We start from the raw sequence: 17,806 nt of genomic DNA, 5'->3' as shown, positions 1-17,806 counted from the left end.
TCAACCCAAACTAAAAACCAGTAAAAATGAAATTCGATCCGGCACAAAAACTTTACGAGCTAAAACAATTTGGCGAGTTTGGCGGTGTAAACCCGTCGATTACTGACTCATCGACCTATACTTTTCTGGAAGGCGAAACCATGGAAGAAACCTTCCAGGGCCACATGGAAGGCTGTTTTTTATATTCGCGCCACTGGAACCCCAGTAACAAGTATTTGGCTGATGCCATGGCAGCGCTTGAAAATACCAAATCGGCATGGATAACTTCCTCGGGAATGGCAGCTATAACCTGCGCGCTTTTGCAACTGTGCCGCTCAGGTGACCATATTGTTACAAGCGTTACAACCTACGGCGGCACTTTCGCTTTTCTGAAGAACTGGCTGCCGCGTTACAATATCGAGGTTTCATTTGTGGATATTACCGACATGAAACAGGTGAAAGCCGCCATGCAGCCCAACACCAAAGTGATTTACACCGAGAGTGTAACCAATCCGCTGCTGCAGGTTTCCGACATCCCGGAACTGGCAAAAATGGCACACAAACACGGCGCCAAATTGATGGTGGACAATACCTTCACGCCAATGATAATGACGCCTGCCCTTCTTGGAGCCGACATCGTGGTTTACAGCATGACCAAATTCATCAACGGCAAAAACGACTGCGTGGCCGGGGCAATTTGCGGTACGAATGAATTCATCAACCAATTATCGAACGTAACAGAAGGAACTGCAATGCTGCTGGGCCCGGTACTCGATCCGCTTCGCTCGTCCGGCATTTTGAAAAATCTGCACACACTGCACCTCCGAATGAAACAGCACAGCAAAAATGCACAGTTTCTGGCCGAAGAGTTTGAAAAATCAGGGTTGAAAATCAATTATCCCGGACTGCCATCCCATCCTCAACACGAACTTCATAAAAAACTCATGAACAGCGATTTTGGTTTTGGCGGAATGCTGGCACTCGACTTCAAAACAGAGAAGAATGCCAACCGGTTTATGAAAAACATGCAGGATGCCGGAGTGGGCTATCTTGCTGTTAGTCTGGGATATTTCAAAACACTTTTCAGTTGCTCTGGACACAGCACCTCTTCAGAAGTTCCGCCCGAAGTTCAGAAACAAATGGGCCTTTCCGACGGGCTGGTGCGATTTTCAGTAGGACTCGACAATGACATAAAAAGTACACTTGAGAAAATACAACAGTGCATCTGAAACAAATCCTGAAAACCCTCATTTGCCGCAAATAACAAAAATCTACAGTTGGTTTTTGAAATTAATTATATTTGCCTTTCCTGAAAATTAAAACGATACTAATAATGAAAACAAAATTAATGACCGGGATACTTGCAGTTGTATTCCTTTTATCGAATGTTGAAAATTCAAATGCCTGCACCAATTTTCTGATAACAGCAGGAGCCTCGGTTGACGGTTCCACCATGATTACTTATGCAGCCGATTCGCATACACTCTACGGCGAATTGTATTACCAGCCGGCCATGGATCATCCACAAGGGGCCATGCGCGAAATTTACGAATGGGATACCGGGAAATACCTCGGGAAAATACCACAACCGCGCCATACATACAGTGTAGTTGGAAACATGAACGAGTTTCAGCTTGCCATTGGTGAAACCACTTACGGCGGCCGCAGCGAACTTTCGAGTCAGTCTGGCGCCATTATGGATTACGGCAGCTTGATTTACGTCACACTGCAACGGGCCAAAACTGCCCGCGAAGCTATTGAGGTAATGGCCGGATTGGTAGAAAATTACGGATACTACAGTTCGGGCGAATCGTTTTCAATCTCTGATCCCGAAGAAGTTTGGATTCTGGAATTAATTGGAAAGGGAGAAGGTGAAAAAGGTGCTGTTTGGGTGGCATTGCGTGTTCCTGATGGTTACATCAGCGGTCATGCCAACCAGGCGCGTATTACCACTTTTCCAAAAAATGATCCTGAAAATTGTTTGTATGCTGAAGACGTTATTTCGTTTGCCCGCGAAAAAGGCTGGTACGAAGGGTCGGATGATGATTTTAGTTTTTCAGACGTATATGCACCGGTTGATTTTGGTGGCGCCCGTTTTTGCGAAGCACGTGTGTGGGCCGGTTTTAACAAAGTGGCCCAGGGAATGAAAAAATATACCGATTACGCCAAAGGAATAATTGAACACGCCGGCCCCAATAATTTTGCATCGAACCGGATGCCGCTGTGGATTAAACCCGATAAAAAACTGTCAGTGCAGGATGTAATGGGCATGATGCGCGATCATTTTGAAGGCACTGAACTGGATATGACACAAGACATCGGCGCAGGTCCATTTGAGCTGCCCTACCGCTGGAGAGGCCTCACCTGGGAAGTTGATTCAGTAGAATATTGCAACGAGCGGGCCATCTCTACCCAGCAAACCGGTTTTTCGTTTGTAACCCAAAGCCGCAACTGGCTGCCCGACCCCATTGGCGGCATCCTCTGGTTTGGTGTTGACGACACCTACAGCACCTGTTATGCGCCCATGTATTGCGGAATTACTGAAATACCGGAATGCTTTGCCGTTGGAAACGGCGACTTGCTCACTTACAGCGAAACATCAGCCTTTTGGACTTTTAACCAGGTAACCAACTTTGCCTACCTGCGCTATAACGACATGATTAAAGATATGCAAGAAGTTCAGAAAGAACTGGAAGACAAATTTGTGAGTTATGTTCCGGTAATTGACAAAGCAGCTGAAGCGCTCTATAATTCAGGCGAACAGGGGAAAGCCCGCGATTTTATTTCGCAATACTCAGTAAACGAAGCCAACAGCATGACGGCCCGCTGGAAAGAGCTCGGACAATACCTGCTGGTAAAATACATCGACGGCAACGTGAAACGCGAAAAAGACGGTACATTTGAACGCACTGAAACCGGAATGCCACGATCCCCTCATTTCAACGGATATCCCGAATGGTGGTACCGTGTAATTGTGGAAAAAACTGGCGAGCACTTAAAAGTTATTGGCGAGTCGCATTAATCAGTTTTTCAAGCCTTGAAATTCAATCCGGCAAATAAAAAAATGACAGACAATATTGTTTGCCCTGTTAAAAAAAATACTATTTTTGCACCGCTTTTAAGCAATCTCTTTTCCGGTATGTGACGGAATACATTGCCAACATTAAAAATACTTCAGAAATGGATTTAATAAAAGTTGTAGAAAACGAATTTGCAGTAGAAAACGAACACCCACAATTTGGTGCCGGTGACACGGTAACTGTAAGTTACAAGATTAAAGAGGGAAACAAAGAGAGGATACAGAACTTTCGCGGTGTGGTACTCCAGATTCGCGGAAGAGGAAACAACAAAACCTTTACTGTACGTAAAATGTCAGGAAGCATTGGCGTGGAACGTATTTTCCCGTTGGGCTCACCTTTTATCGACAGTATTCAAATCAACAAAAAAGGTAAAGTACGTCGTAAAAGGCTGTTCTACCTGCGTGGAAGAACCGGGAAAAAAGCCAGAATCAAAGAAAAAAGATTCTAAAAAAACAACAGGATATTTTAAAAAGGTCTTCGCAAGAAGGCCTTTTTTTATGGTTTTTTGATCAACTTCGCCAAAACGCTGTAATATTAACAGGATATGTTTTACAAATAACTTTTATATTTTGCATTAAGCTAATTTCATTAAACAAAGAAACCATGAAATATTCTACAAGTCTCCTTTTTTTACTGCTGTTTTTTATTCCCGAAGTCTGGTCGCAGGGAACACAACTGCTTCGCCAGCCAACCATTTCAACTGAAAATATCGTATTTGTTTATGCAAACGATCTCTGGCAAGTAAGTCGCCAGGGTGGCGATGCCATAAGACTGACTACCGACGAAGGAGAAGAATCACTGCCCCACTTCTCGCCCGATGAAAACTGGATTGCTTTCACCGGCCAGTATCACGGCAACACCGACGTTTATGTCATCCCGGCCGAAGGAGGTTCGCCACGCCGGCTGACCTGGCATCCCGGGGGCGATTACGTGCAGGGCTGGACTCCCCAAGGTGAAATCATTTTTCGCTCTTCGCGCGAAGGACAACCAACACAAACCAACAAATTATATAAAGTTTCGATGAATGGCGGAATGCCCGCTGCCCTCGAAATTCCACGTGCTGCCTTTGGCGAGATTTCGCCTGACGGAAAATCCATTGCTTATGTTCCAATTACATTTTGGGATCCTGAATGGCGCAATTACCGCGGCGGGCAGGCCATGTCCATCTGGATTGTGGACCTAAAAACAAAAGAGCTGATTCGCACTCCGCAGCCTGACAATGAACGGCACCTCGATCCAGTCTGGTTTGGCAAAGAAGTATATTACCTCTCTGAACGCGATTACGCCAGTAACATCTGGTCGTTCAACCCGGAAACCAAAGAAGAAAAAAAGCATACTACTCATGCACAGTTCGATGTAAAAAGTCTGGATGCCTGCGCCGATGCCATTGTTTACGAGCAGGGTGGTTACCTGCACATACTTAATCCTGAAAGCGGTGAATCGAAACAATTGGTGATAAATGTAAAAGGCGACCTCAATTTTTCGCGGCAACGATGGGAAAATGTTTCGGGAGAAAATCTCAGTAATCCTAACCTTTCAGCTACCGGGAAAAGGGCTGTTTTTGAATACCGGGGCGAAATATTTACAGTTCCGAAAGAAGAAGGCTCGTGGCGAAACCTCACCAATACACCCGGGGTAGCCGATCGATATCCGGTTTGGTCGCCAAAAGGCGATAAAGTAGCCTGGTTTTCCGATGCAAGCGGAGAGTACAAATTGATTGTTGCCGACCAGTTTGGTGAAAATCAGAAAAACTACGAACTGAAAAACCCAACTTTTTATTTCAAACCCGACTGGTCACCGGATGGTGAAAAAATTGTATATACCGACACCGATTATAACATCTGGTTCATCAACCTTGAAAATGGCGAAGTAAAAAAAGTGGACACCGACATGTTTGCGCATCCCAACCGCTCGATGAACCCGGTTTGGTCGCCCGACAGTAAATGGATAGCTTATGCACGCCAGCTGAAAAACAGCTACAAAGCAGCCTTTGCATTCAATATTGAAACCGGCGAAAATATTCAGCTGACCGATGGCATGGCCGATGTAATTTCTCCGGTATGGGACGAAAGCGGCAAATACCTCTATTTCCTGGCCAGCACTGATTACGGGCTGAACACCGGCTGGCTCGATATGAGTTCATACGATCCTGATGTTACCCGCAGCTTGTATTGCCTCATTCTTGCAAAAGATGAACCTTCACCACTGCTTCCCGAAAGCGATGAAGAAAAAGCTGAAAAAGAGGAAGAAGAAAATGCGGATGAAAATGAAGACGAGAAAAACGGAACAGACAAAGACAAACAAAAAGAGAAAGAAGAAGAAACAATCGTAAAAATTGACACAGAAGGGCTTGCAGCACGGACTATTGCTTTAAATATGCCCAACCGGAATTACACCGGGCTGGTAGCAGATCCTGAGAACTCGGTATTTGTGGGCGAAAGTATTCCCAACCAGAGTGGGTTCACGCTGCACAAATTCAATTTAAAAGACAACAAAGCCGAGCCGTTCATCGAAGGCATCCGCACCGCGGTAACTTCAGCCGACCGCAACAATATCCTTTTTCAGAAAGGAGGATCGTGGCGTATTGCCGGCACGGAAGCCAAACCTCAAAACGGAAACGGCCAGCTGGAAACTAACCTGAAAATAAAGGTTGATCCGCAGGCCGAGTACGAACAGATTTTCAGGGAAGCCTGGCGCTACATGCGCGATTTCCTGTACGTGGATAATGTACACGGTGCACCGTGGGATAAAATCTACGAATGGTATTCTCCCTGGATCAGGCATGTACGTCACCGCACCGATTTAAATTATGTTGTTGACATTTTAAGCGGCGAGGTTTCCATTGGCCACTCCTATGTTTCGGGTGGCGATATGCCCAACATCGACCGTGTTCCGGTAGGATTGCTGGGGTGCGATTTTGAGGAAAAAAACGGTTTCTACAAAATTTCAAAAATATACACCGGTGAAAGCTGGAACCCCGGACTGGAAGCTCCACTGACCCAACCCGGACTGGAAATTCAGGAAGGCGATTATCTTTTGGCTGTAAACGGAAAAGAACTGAAAGCGCCTGCCAATCCGTACAGCTTTTTCGAGCAAACCGCCGGGCGAACCATCCGGATAAAAGTCAATTCTTCACCAGCATTTGAAGATGCCCGCGAATTAACTGTAAAACCAGTTGCTAACGAAGGGCAACTCAGAAATGTAAGCTGGGTGGAAAATAACCGGAGAAAAGTGGAAGAACTTTCGGATGGGAAACTGGCCTATGTTTATCTTCCCAACACCAGCGGAGGTGGCTTTGCCAATTTTAACCGGTATTACTTTGCCCAACAGGATAAAAAAGGAGTTGTTATTGACGAACGGAATAACGGCGGCGGCTCGGCTGCCGATTACATGATTGACGTGATGGCGCGCACGCTGCTTGGCTATTTCAACAGCAAAGCCGGGGATAATATCCCGTGGACCACGCCAATGGCCGGAATCTGGGGCCCAAAAGTGATGGTGATTAACGAACGTGCCGGTTCGGGTGGAGATTTGCTGCCCTACATGTTCCGTGCAAAAGAGATCGGTCCGCTGGTGGGAACACGCACGTGGGGCGGATTAGTTGGTACCTGGGACACCCCGCCGTTTATCGATGGTGGACGAATGGTTGCCCCCCGCGGTGGATTCTTCGATGTAAACGGCGAATGGGCCGTTGAAGGCGATGGAATTGCTCCTGACATTGAAGTGATTCAGCACCCGAAACTGGTATTGGAAGGAAGAGACCCACAGCTTGAAAAAGCCATTGAAGTGGCACTTGAGATGCTCAAAAAAGATGAATTTGAACGCCAGCCCGAACCACCGGCACCTGTTAAATGGAAACGCCCGGAAGGTTTTGAGGTGGAATAGTTTTCAGCACTATCTTTATATCCGTCGAGCGGCCTGGAGCCGCTTGACGGATTCATTTACTTACATTACAAACTCTCACCCGTCCACCGGTCAAATTTATCGGGAGTTGGGTTTTGAGGGATGGAATCGTTAAACGCTGAAATCCAGTTATTGAGAAGCAACCTCATCTCCTGCAGTTCATTTTTATAATCGGAATTTTCAGCAAGATTGTTAAAATGGTACGGATCTTTCACCACATCGTATAATTCTTCGGCAGGCCGCGGAGCGATAAAACAATCGAGTTGATTTTCATTCAATTCTCCTGCTTCGTACAATTCAATCATTTTTTGGTAAGTAATACTTCGTACAGCATCGGCCGGCGGCGAAGCATTCAGTTGTGGAAACGAATTCCGGATATAAAGAAAACGCGTGTTTCTGACAGCGCGCTCATGGGCCTGATAATCGTGCCAGTTGTGTTCAGCTGCAATGTATTCGCGGGTTTTGGCTGAATAATCTTCCAATACCGGAGCAAAAGAAAATCCCTGAAAAGTTTCAGAAATTCCGGTGCCGGCCAGCTCGCAAAATGTGGGAGCAATATCAATAGAGCTAACCAATGCATCAGTTCTTCCTTTCTTCACTTTATCCGGCCAGCGGACAATAAACGGGGTTTTTATACCACTGTCATACATACGGGTTTTTGCGCGTGGAAAAGGACGTCCGTTATCACTCATGTAAATGACGACTGTATTTTCATCCTCGCCCTGATTTTTTAATTCTGCCATCACTTTCCCCAGATAATTGTCCAATCGCGAAATTTCATCGTAATACAACGCCAAATCTTTTCGGGTGGAATCGTTATCCGGCAGATAAGGCGGAACAATAACATCTTCAGGCTGGTGCGGCTCAGGAATTGTATTTGGCTGGTAAGCACGATGTGGATCAAGGGCAGCCAGCCACAAAAAGAAAGGTTTATCCTTTGGGCGGTTTTGGAGGGCTTCCACCCAAAATTCACATCCACTGGGACTTCCACCGTAAATACTGTCGAACTCCGCTCTCTTTGGGCCAATGTGATATTTACCGGCAACTGCAGTGTAATATCCGGCCTTCTGCAATTCGCCGGCAAACAAAACCTGATCGGCCGGCAGAGGTTGGTGCAATTCGGGTGCGCCGGTACTGTGCGGGTAGCGGCCTGTTAAAATGCTGCACCGGCTCGGGCTGCACGAACTGGTAGTTAAAAATGCATTGTCGAAAACAAGGCCCTCCTCCGCCAGCTTATTGATATTGGGTGTTTTAATGTTTTCGTTTCCGTAAGGTCCGCAATCATTCCAGGCGGCATCATCGGCAATAAACACAATAAAATTGGGCTGTTCTGCTTTTTCTTCCGTTGACTTACTGCAGGAAAAAACCACCAAAACAAGGAAGGAAAATAAGATCGGTTTTACAAAAATCATAATATACAGGTTTAGATTGATTTCAGTTTTGTTAATTTTTAAGCAGCTCCCTGGCAGTGATTAAGGTTGATTTGGTAACCGTTTCTCCACCCACCATTTTGGCCAGTTCTTCTACCCTGTCTTTTTCTTCGAGCTGTTTTACGGAAGTAAAAGTTTTCCCGCCTTCCTCGTATTTGTACACCACAAAATGAGCATCGCCTTTGGCGGCAATTTGCGGTAGGTGGGTTATATTTATGATTTGTGTGGATGCAGAAAATGCTTTCAGAATAGTTCCCATTTTCAGGGCGATTTCGCCGGAAACACCAGAATCGATTTCATCGAAGATAACAGTGGGCAACGCTTTTGAAGTGCGCAACAGGTTTTTTATGGCCAGCATCAGCCTGGACATTTCGCCGCCCGAGGCAATCCGGGATATTTCTGCCGGTTTAACATCTGAATTGGCGCTAAAGTGGAAAGCCACCGAATCGATACCCGAAGGTGTAAATTCCGACAGGGTTTCGTGCTGAACAGTAAATTTCGATTTGGGCATGCCCAGTTGTTTCAAATCTGCCAAAACCGAGGATTCAATTTTCCGGAAAGAACCTTTCCTGACAGAACTGAGTTCAGCAGCTTTTTTCTGCAGTTGTTCCCGTGTATCTGCCAGCTCTTTTTCCAGTTTTTTTATTTCATCATCATAACCGGTGACCTGCGCAATTTTTTCTTCAAAAGAATTTTTCAACTCCAGCAGCTCTCCCACCGTTGCCACGTGATGTTTTTGTTGCAGGCTGTAAATCAGATTCAGCCTTTCGTTCACCTGCTCAATGCGCACCGGGTCGTGTTCAATTTTTCCGGCAAGCATTTCGGCTTCATCCAGAATATCTTCCAATTCTATCTGGCAGCTTTCCAGTCGCCTGGCAAGCTCTTCCAATTCATTCATAAAATCCTGGATAGCGGAAATGCGTTTGTAACCCTCTTTCAGGTTTTGGATGACCGAAAACTGTTCCCCGTCGAGCAGTTGCTGTACTTCCAGAAAAGCGCCTTTTATTTCTCCTGCATGGGTGAGTTTTTCCAATTCAGCTTCCAGCTCTTCCTGCTCGTTTTCCTGTAATCCGGCCTCTTCGAGCTGTTCAAACTGAAACTGAAAATAATCGAGATCGGCGGCTGCTTTTTCCGATTTTTCAGTCACTTCTTTCAGCTCTTTTTGAAGGTTAATAAATTCGGTATAAAGTTTTTTGTATTCACCCAAAATTTTTCCTGACCCGGCAACAGTATCTACCAGGTTGAGTTGAAATTTCTGATTTCCCAGTTCCAGGTTTTGGTGTTGCGAATGAATGTCGATGAGTTGCAATCCCAGCTCGCGTATAACTTTCAGGGTTACGGGTGTATCGTTAATAAAAGCCCGCGATTTCCCGGACGGTGTAATTTCGCGCCGCAAGATGGTTGCCGTGTCGTAATCCAGATCATACTTTTCAAAAAAGGGTTCCAGCTTATACTGTCCGATGCGGAATGTGCCTTCCACAATACATTTTTCGTCGCTGTTTTTCAGCGCCGACAAATCAGCGCGGTTACCTAAAATCAGCCCGAGTGCGCCCAAAATAATTGATTTCCCGGCACCTGTTTCTCCGGTCACAGAATTCAACCCGCTATGAAATTCAACTTCCAGGCGGGTAATTAGTGCATAATTGTTTACAGTCAGTTTGGTCAGCATAACAGACTGGATTAAAATCCTTCGCTTTCGGCGATTTTTTCGTACTTGCTACCGTTGGACGGATCAACTTCTTCAAGGATTGCCATAACACGGTTGCGCTCATCCGGGAATGATTTTGAAAACACATTGACCAGCTCGTCGGCTTTGGCATCGAAAAACATTTGCAGGATGTAAAGCGAAGGGCGACGGCGGAAAACCGTTTGAATATCACGTAAAGATTCGGCAATATTGGCCCTTCCCTCTTCTGGTTTTTCGGCCATAATGTCGAGCCCCTGACGGTGGTAAGTGTACATACACGAGCGGAATGCCGAGTAGGATTTGTTCAGCACATTTTCTATGAGCCAGTAACGGTTTCTTTCACTTTCAAAAGCTTTCCAGCCCTGCTCTCGCGCATTCTGCGAATTGTTCACAATGGCCTGGGCTTTCTCAAAATAGGGCGTTCCTCCTTCGGGCGAAAAAGTATCGTAATCGAAACCCAGAATTACATAGGCATAAAAAGCGAGAATATTGGTCAGGTTATCGCGGTTTGATGTTTCGTTGAATTCTAACGGCTGAAACTCCTGATAGGTACAGCGAAAATCGTTGTCTTTAATATTCAGCACGGTAGTTTCGTAGCTTGAGTTGAAAACCGGCCGGGTTAACTGCACCTGTATGGAGCCTTTGAACTCATCGGCCGAGATCTGTTCGTCGAGGCGGATAAGAATATTGCACCTGATTTTTTCATCGTACGTAAACGCATGTTCCGTCCATTTCCGGTTGTTCATGAACTCGTAAATATCAGATTGCATGGTACGGAAAAGCTGACGATTGGCTCCCTGAATGCGTTGTGCCGAAACGGTAACATTGCAGCGAAGTTCCTGTGCATACAACGCTATTGATGAAAACAGGACAAACAATAATAAGATTGTTTTCTTCATAAAAACCTCCTTCAAGCGATAAAAATATAAAAATTTGACGGGAAAAACACACCCGCTAACGCAGAAGTGAGACCATCATTTCCACAATATCGGCCGCTACTTCTTTCTTAGTCTTTAACTCAAAATGCTGTTGATTATTGTTTTTCCCGATGATGGTAATTTTGTTGGTATCGCCCCCGAAACCGGCCCCTTTGTCGTTCAATGAATTCAGCACAATGAAATCTAAATTTTTACGATCCAGTTTCCTTTTTGCATTTTCAAGTTCGTCGTTGGTTTCGAGCGCGAAGCCTGCCAGCAGCTGGTTGCTTTTTTTCATTTTTCCCAAAGCCGCTGCGATGTCGCGGGTGGGTGTCAATTCTATTTTCCAGTTTTCATTGCCGCGTTTGGTTTTTACATTTTCCGGTTTTACGGGTGTAAAATCGGCCACCGCAGCTGCCATGACAGCCCCGTCGCTTTGCGGAAAATAATGCACGCAGGCATCGTACATTTCTTTTGCCGAATTTACCGGAATTACCCGAACTCCTTTTTTGCTCGTAGAAACCGTAACCGGCCCCGAAACCAGAATAACCTCAGCGCCCTGTCCAACAAGTTCTTCGGCAATGGCATATCCCATTTTGCCCGACGAATAATTTCCGATAAATCTTACGGGATCAATATTTTCGAATGTGGGGCCTGCCGAAACAAGAAATGTTTTATTCAGCAGTTTTTTTTTTGATTGAAATGATCAACCAGTGTCTCCAGGATATTTTCGGGTTCTTCCATGCGGCCTTTTCCTTCGAGACCACTGGCCAGTTCGCCCTCTCCCGGTTCAATAATGCAACATCCAAAATCTTTCAAAACAGAAATATTTTTCTGTGTTGACGGATGTTTATACATATCGAGATCCATGGCGGGCGCTACAAAAACCGGGCATTTTGCCGAAAGATAAGTAGTAACCAGCATGTTATCGGCAATGCCGCCGGCCATTTTTCCCATGGTTGCTGCGGTGGCAGGTGCAATCAGCAGTACATCGGCCCAAAGTCCCAAATCAACATGGGAATGCCAGGTGCCATCATCAGAGCCAAAAAATTCGCTGATAACGGGTTTGCCTGAGAGTGCCGATAAAGTTACGGGAGTTATAAATTCTTTGCCGGCGGGCGTAATAACCACCTGCACTTCTGCGCCCTCTTTTACCAAAAGCCTCAAAAGGAAAGCTGCTTTGTAGGCAGCTATACTTCCGGTTATTCCCAGTATTATTTTTTTACCATCGAGCCGCATGGGCGCTGTTTGTTAAATTTTTTGCTTGCTTTCTCGCGAAGGGTTACGATGGTAAATCTGTCCCTCTTTCAACTCTTCAAAGGCAATTAATGTAGGCTTTGAAAGACGTTCATAAAATTTTGAGATTTCAATTTGCTCCCTGTTTTCAAAAATCTCTTCCAGGTTATCGGTGTACGATGCAAACTCCTGCAATTTCTGGTTTAACTCTTCTTTGAGTTCAGAAGAAATCTGGTTTGCCCGTTTAGCCAGAATCATAACCGTTTCATAAATGTTCCCGGTTTCTTTTGTTAAAAGATCCAAATCGCGGGGAATTGTCGTTTGGGCTGCTTTTGTTTTTTTATAATCCATTTCCTAATTAATATTCGTTTGTTCTTCGTTATAATTCAATAAATCTGCTACTTCTTCGTAAAATTTATCTGCTTCTTTCCGGTGTTCGCTCTCAGAAAATTCATCCACAAAAGCGAAATATTCATCGAGTGCATCCGAAAGTCGTTCTTCTTTTTTCTCCTCCACACTGTTCATGGCCAACAGGTATTTCGATTTAAGGAGCATGAATTTCAATTCTTCGCGGTACTGGCTGAAAGGATATTCCTCCAGGCTGTTCCCTATTGCAATTACAGCGGCTTTGTAGTTTTCAAAATCGTAATACAATTTGGCGTTAAGGTATGATTTGTAAACCAGTTTGTTCTGCAATTCGTCGATAAGCCTGTTGGCCTCGTCAACCTTTTCGTTGTACGGGTAAAGGTTTATATAAAGCTGAAGTGCATCGATTGCTTCGTGTGTCACTTCCTGATCGAGCCGTGGTTTAGGCGATAAAAGATAGGAAGTGTATCCTACCATATACTGGGCTTCCTCGGCAAAATCACTTCCGGGAAATTCTTTCAGCAGTGTTTGAAAATAATGTTTGGCCATCAAATAATCTTGCTGGCCCATCATGCTTTTGGCATAGTAGTAGTATATCTGATCAGCCCGGCTGGTCCCGCGGTAGATATTCACAAGTTCCTGAAAAAGTGTACCTGCCCTGGCGTATTCTCCATCTTCGTAATATTCAACAGCTTTCTTGTACTTAAATTCATAGTCAGTACTCTTCAGTATTGTGTTGTAATCGCTGCACGACGAAACAATAACCAAAGCGATAACTGCCAAACTAATATTTCTCACTTTTTTAAACATGGCGCAAAAATAACCTTTTTTTAGATACATAAAACTTCAAAACAATGAAAATTAAAGATTTCCGTCTTCCCGGATTCTCAGTTAACCGATTCATTAAAAGTATAATACAAATAAACCGTTTTAAAAACTGCGGTGAAAGTAAGTATCCTTAACCGATTTAAGGCCACCGCTTAGTATAATTTAACACATTTGCCGAAGTTTTAAAAAAGTTTACATTTGCACTTTAAAATCTTAAAATTTTTAAACCGTGGATATATTTCAAAAGTTCAGAGAGAACCAGGGGGATATAGGTAAACACATGACAAAAGCGCATGGTTATTTTACGTTCCCGAAACTTGAAGGCGAAATTAGTGCCCACATGAAGTTTAGAGGGAAAGAAGTACTCACCTGGAGTTTAAACAATTATTTGGGCCTGGCCAATCACCCCGATGTTAGAAAAGCAGATGCCGAGGCTGCTGAAAAATACGGTATGGCTTATCCCATGGGAGCCCGCATGATGTCAGGTCAAACAACGAAACACGAGCAGCTGGAAAGAGAACTGGCTTCTTTTGTAGGCAAAGAAGATGCCTTTCTGCTGAATTACGGTTACCAGGGAATGGTTTCTATTATTGATGCCGTTTGCGGAAGGAACGATGTAATTGTTTACGATTCAGAATCGCACGCTTGTATCCTCGACGGAGTAAGACTTCACATGGGCAAACGCTTTGTTTACCCGCACAACAATATTGACAACCTGCGCAAGCAGCTTGAAAGAGCTACAAAACTAGCCACAAAACAAGGGGGAGGAATACTTGTAATTACTGAAGGTGTATTTGGAATGGCCGGAGACCTTGGGAAACTTGACGAAATTACGGCACTCAAAGAGGAATTCAACTTCAGGCTTTTGGTTGACGATGCCCACGGTTTTGGTGTAATGGGTAAAACCGGTGCCGGCGCGCCTGAATATTTTGGCGTTTCCGATAAAGTGGATCTCCATTTTGGAACATTTGCCAAATCGATGGCCGGAATTGGCGCTTTTGTTGCCTGCGATACTGATGTGTGTTACTACCTCCGCTACAACATGCGTTCGCAAACATTTGCCAAATCGTTGCCAATGGCAATGGTAATGGGCGCATTGAAAAGACTTGACATGCTGCGCTCTATGCCCGAACTGAGGGAAAAATTATGGACTGTTGCCAATGCGCTTCAGAAAGGATTAAAAGATGCCGGGTTCGATTTGGGCAAAACCAACTCACCGGTAACTCCCGTTTACATGAAAGGAGGAGTGGAAGAAGCCACCAACCTGGTGTTTGATTTGCGTGAGAATTATGGCGTTTTCTGCTCGCTGGTTGCTTATCCGGTTATACCAAAAGGTGAACTGATGTTGCGCTTGATCCCTACATCCATGCATTCGCTTGAAGACGTAAACTATACCGTGAAAGCTTTTAAAGAAGTGCGCAAAAAGCTGGAAGATGGTAAATATTCAAAAGACGAATTTGCCAAAGTTGAGGTTGATATGTAATACCGATTAGTGTTTAATTTTAATCATCAACTTCACTTTCCCGATTTCACCGGGACAGGCTGTTCATTTCTGATTATTAAACATCTATCGGTATTATACCACTAATATTTATGAGTAATTTTGTCTATAAAATGGTATAAAAAACAAATACAAAATAAGAGACAATAAAAAAAGGAGCTACAAGCTCCTTTTTTTATTTCAACATCCTAATTATTATGCGTTCTTTTCCGATATATACCTTTCGGAATCCATTGCTGCCATACAACCCGATCCGGCTGCAGTAACCGCCTGTCGGTAAATTGAATCCTGCACATCGCCGCAGGCAAATACCCCCGGCACATCGGTTTTTGATGTTCCCGGAATAGTTTTTATATAACCTACTTCATCGGTCTCAAGGTAATCTTTAAAAACCTCTGAATTTGGTTTATGGCCAATAGCAAGGAAAAATCCATCAATTTTAATTTTCACTTCTTCCTCGTTTGCTTCACCTTTATTCTTTACAAGAGTGGCACCTTCCACTACTCCATTTTCGCCAATCAGACCTTTTGTCTGGTGTTTCCACAAAATTTCAATGTTGGGTGTCTTTTTAACCCGCTCGGCCATTACCCTGGAGGCACGCAACACATCGCGCCTTACAATCATATAAACTTTGTTGCATAATCCGGCCAGATAAAGTGCTTCTTCAGCTGCAGTATCGCCCCCGCCAACAACGGCAACATCTTTACCGCGGTAAAAGAATCCATCGCAGGTAGCACAGGCTGACACTCCACCCCCGGCATATTTTTTCTCATCTTCCAAACCAAGATATTTGGCCGTTGCCCCGGTGGCAATAATTAACGATTCAGCTTCAATCAACTTTTTATCATCAATCCAAACCTTATGCACACCGCCTGAAAGTTCGGCTTTTGTGGCCAGTCCCCACCGTACATCTGCACCAAACCGTTGGGCCTGTTTTTTAAAGTCTTCCATCATAACCGGACCGGTAATCCCTTCAGGATAACCCGGGTAGTTTTCAACTTCAGTAGTGGTAGTAAGCTGTCCGCCAGGTTGAAGTCCTTCGTACATAACCGGGCTCAGGTTGGCGCGGGCAGCATAAATTGCCGCTGTATAACCGGCTGGTCCCGAACCAATAATCAAACATTTAACACGCTCCGCCTCAGTTGAAACGGGTGTTTTATTTTCTTCGTTTTCGTTAACATCAAGTGGTTTAAACATAGCTGTAATTTTTTATGGTGCAAAAATAGAAAACATTAGAAACAGACCGCAAGAATTTCAATCAATAAAAATGAACTTATGATAGAACGAAACTATAAAGCTTTAAAAGAATTTATCCTCCAAATTGTAAAAAAAATTTGCAGAACAAAAATCAAAGCTTACTTTTGCAAGCACAAAATTTTTCGGTTCCGGTTAAATTAACCGTAAATCCACGAAACCCTAAGTTTTCGGGAGGTGTGGAGCCCGCCTGAACAATTCAGTCGGACAGGTAGTTTGGTTCCTGAAAAAATGAAATAGAACATCGGGGTGTGGCGCAGTCTGGTTAGCGCACTCGTCTGGGGGGCGAGGGGTCGGAAGTTCAAATCTTCTCACCCCGACAACTAAAAATCAAAGACTTGCAAAATTTCTGCAGGTCTTTTTTTATGCCCTTGTCGCACTTTTGTCGCGACACTCGCTATTTAAACTTTTCACTTCATTATTATTGAAACTTCGCATTAGCCATACGCGTTGGCTGAATTATTTCCCAAAGAACTGGCTTTCAGACTTCCTTGCCAGTCGGTAGACAGGGATTCCGCTCAATTTAACTTTCATTGTGAGCGAAGTCGAACTGTAGGTCAGTATATTATATTTTAATTCCACCAACAGGTATGGGCATTTTAGGTTTTTATTCTATGCTTGAAAATTTTATTCTCAACCCATAATAGGCATTTATTAAATAAAGCAAATTAACCAATGGTCCTGCTATCATAGCTTGTTTCCAGCTGATAAGTTCTGCAAAAGTTATCAGGAAAATGGTTGCCGCAATACCCGACAGTGCAACAGCAATATATTTCAACACCTTTTTCAGGATCTCATCATTCAAATACAAAAGAAATAACCCGCTGAAAAAAACAAGGTTTCCGAAAAGAAAAACAACAGTTGCTATTTCATTTACCATTTCTGCCAATTCAAATGGAGTATTCCGGAATCCCCCAAGCATTAACGGGTAAGTAACCAACAAAAGAATCTGTCCGGTTGATAGTATTGACCAACTTATTTTTTTGCTTTTCGCTGTAAAATAAATAGCTCCAACGGCAATCATAGTCATCAGCAAGAATTCCACCTTCCAAAGGGTTCCGTAAATATTCCAATTTTCGTTGATAAAGGCGTGCCTTGCCTCATAATCAAGTGGTGCCCTACCCGACAAAATGATATAAATCAAAATCGTTACATTAATAAATAGTGAACCCGAGGACCAAAGGACTTTTGCTAGCTTCATATTATTAAAATTGTTTATTATTCAAAGAAAAGTACACCTGCCTGACAGCAGGCAGGGAACCTGCCCGAGTATTCTGGTCAGGCGGGCTCGCATGTATTTAATCATCATCTTTTTTCATCGTTTACCAAAAACGGAACAACATTCTGAATTGCAGCACCATAACAAATATATGAATAATCCAATTAAAGACATAAGGATGAAATAGTATGAATTAATGAAAATTACACCCCCTGAACATGTGATGCAAAATGAACCGGTTTTGGAACTGGTTTTATGAAATCAGGATCAGCTGCAAAAAAGACCCGGCAAACACTTTCATCCGAAATTCTTCTGATCCATAATGTTAGCTCATGCCCGCTGAAAAACTCAATTTTTTTCCATCACAAAATTTTGCAGGATCAAAATTAATGAATAATTTTTAATC

At 43.9% G+C, this 17,806-nt stretch carries 14 protein-coding genes and 1 tRNA gene; 6 read left to right on the top strand and 9 right to left on the bottom strand.

Going from position 1 to position 17,806, the window contains the following annotated elements; translation table 11 throughout:
- Positions 1–26: 26 nt before the first annotated feature.
- The 4 genes from BUC07_RS15775 to BUC07_RS15760 all read left to right on the top strand — a co-directional run bounded on the left by BUC07_RS15775 (position 27) and on the right by BUC07_RS15760 (position 6,944).
- On the top strand, positions 27–1,208 hold the full coding sequence (locus BUC07_RS15775) for an aminotransferase class I/II-fold pyridoxal phosphate-dependent enzyme (protein ID WP_073171694.1): 1,182 nt from the start codon (positions 27–29) through the stop codon (positions 1,206–1,208).
- A gap of 104 nt (positions 1,209–1,312) precedes the next feature.
- A complete protein-coding gene (locus BUC07_RS15770; RefSeq protein WP_073171692.1) occupies positions 1,313–3,001 on the top strand; it encodes a dipeptidase in 1,689 nt (562 codons plus the stop codon).
- Positions 3,002–3,159: 158 nt separating this feature from the next.
- Positions 3,160–3,507 (top strand): 50S ribosomal protein L19, encoded by a 348-nt coding sequence (rplS, locus tag BUC07_RS15765; protein ID WP_073171791.1) that lies wholly within the window; start codon positions 3,160–3,162, stop codon positions 3,505–3,507.
- A gap of 155 nt (positions 3,508–3,662) precedes the next feature.
- Positions 3,663–6,944 (top strand): S41 family peptidase, encoded by a 3,282-nt coding sequence (locus tag BUC07_RS15760; RefSeq protein ID WP_073171690.1) that lies wholly within the window; start codon positions 3,663–3,665, stop codon positions 6,942–6,944.
- A 65-nt stretch (positions 6,945–7,009) separates the two neighbouring features.
- Here BUC07_RS15760 and BUC07_RS15755 read toward each other — a convergent pair whose 3' ends face one another.
- From BUC07_RS15755 to BUC07_RS15730, 7 genes are read right to left on the bottom strand one after another with little or no spacing between them, the layout of a single operon-like run.
- Positions 7,010–8,374: a sulfatase family protein gene (locus tag BUC07_RS15755; RefSeq protein ID WP_073171687.1), complete on the bottom strand. Its 1,365-nt coding sequence runs from the start codon at positions 8,372–8,374 to the stop codon at positions 7,010–7,012.
- 31 nt (positions 8,375–8,405) lie between these two features.
- Positions 8,406–10,061: a DNA repair protein RecN gene (recN, locus tag BUC07_RS15750; protein WP_073171684.1), complete on the bottom strand. Its 1,656-nt coding sequence runs from the start codon at positions 10,059–10,061 to the stop codon at positions 8,406–8,408.
- 11 nt (positions 10,062–10,072) lie between these two features.
- The gene (gene porD / locus BUC07_RS15745) at positions 10,073–10,978 is read right to left on the bottom strand and encodes a type IX secretion system protein PorD (protein ID WP_073171681.1); all 906 of its coding nucleotides are present in this window, start codon (positions 10,976–10,978) and stop codon (positions 10,073–10,075) included.
- Between the two features lie 55 nt (positions 10,979–11,033).
- Complete coding sequence (locus tag BUC07_RS21360; RefSeq protein WP_245792722.1) at positions 11,034–11,615, bottom strand: phosphopantothenoylcysteine decarboxylase; 582 nt, start codon at positions 11,613–11,615, stop codon at positions 11,034–11,036.
- A gap of 59 nt (positions 11,616–11,674) precedes the next feature.
- Positions 11,675–12,235, bottom strand: coding sequence for a flavoprotein (locus tag BUC07_RS21355; protein ID WP_245792721.1), 561 nt, complete (start codon positions 12,233–12,235; stop codon positions 11,675–11,677).
- 12 nt (positions 12,236–12,247) lie between these two features.
- Entirely contained in the window at positions 12,248–12,583 is a 336-nt protein-coding gene (locus BUC07_RS15735) for a DNA-directed RNA polymerase subunit omega (RefSeq protein ID WP_073171678.1), read from the bottom strand.
- A gap of 3 nt (positions 12,584–12,586) precedes the next feature.
- A complete protein-coding gene (locus BUC07_RS15730; protein WP_083578296.1) occupies positions 12,587–13,396 on the bottom strand; it encodes an outer membrane protein assembly factor BamD in 810 nt (269 codons plus the stop codon).
- Between the two features lie 259 nt (positions 13,397–13,655).
- Between BUC07_RS15730 and BUC07_RS15725 the strand changes: the two genes are divergently transcribed.
- Positions 13,656–14,909, top strand: a complete 1,254-nt coding sequence (locus BUC07_RS15725) for an aminotransferase class I/II-fold pyridoxal phosphate-dependent enzyme (RefSeq protein WP_073171675.1) — start codon at positions 13,656–13,658, stop codon at positions 14,907–14,909.
- Between the two features lie 213 nt (positions 14,910–15,122).
- Here the strand turns inward: BUC07_RS15725 and trxB are convergent, their stop codons facing one another.
- Positions 15,123–16,124: a thioredoxin-disulfide reductase gene (gene trxB / locus BUC07_RS15720; RefSeq protein WP_073171672.1), complete on the bottom strand. Its 1,002-nt coding sequence runs from the start codon at positions 16,122–16,124 to the stop codon at positions 15,123–15,125.
- Between the two features lie 302 nt (positions 16,125–16,426).
- Between trxB and BUC07_RS15715 the strand changes: the two genes are divergently transcribed.
- A tRNA-Pro gene (locus BUC07_RS15715) sits at positions 16,427–16,501 on the top strand.
- A 287-nt stretch (positions 16,502–16,788) separates the two neighbouring features.
- On the opposite strand, the gene BUC07_RS15710 is transcribed toward BUC07_RS15715, so the two are convergent.
- On the bottom strand, positions 16,789–17,382 hold the full coding sequence (locus tag BUC07_RS15710) for a hypothetical protein (RefSeq protein WP_073171669.1): 594 nt from the start codon (positions 17,380–17,382) through the stop codon (positions 16,789–16,791).
- Between the last annotated feature and the right edge of the window lie 424 nt (positions 17,383–17,806).

This window comes from Tangfeifania diversioriginum, assembly GCF_900141875.1.
Lineage (GTDB): Bacteria > Bacteroidota > Bacteroidia > Bacteroidales > Prolixibacteraceae > Tangfeifania > Tangfeifania diversioriginum.
The sequence above is the reverse complement of the archived record's forward strand: the minus strand, read 5'-3'. Positions and strand labels throughout refer to the sequence as shown.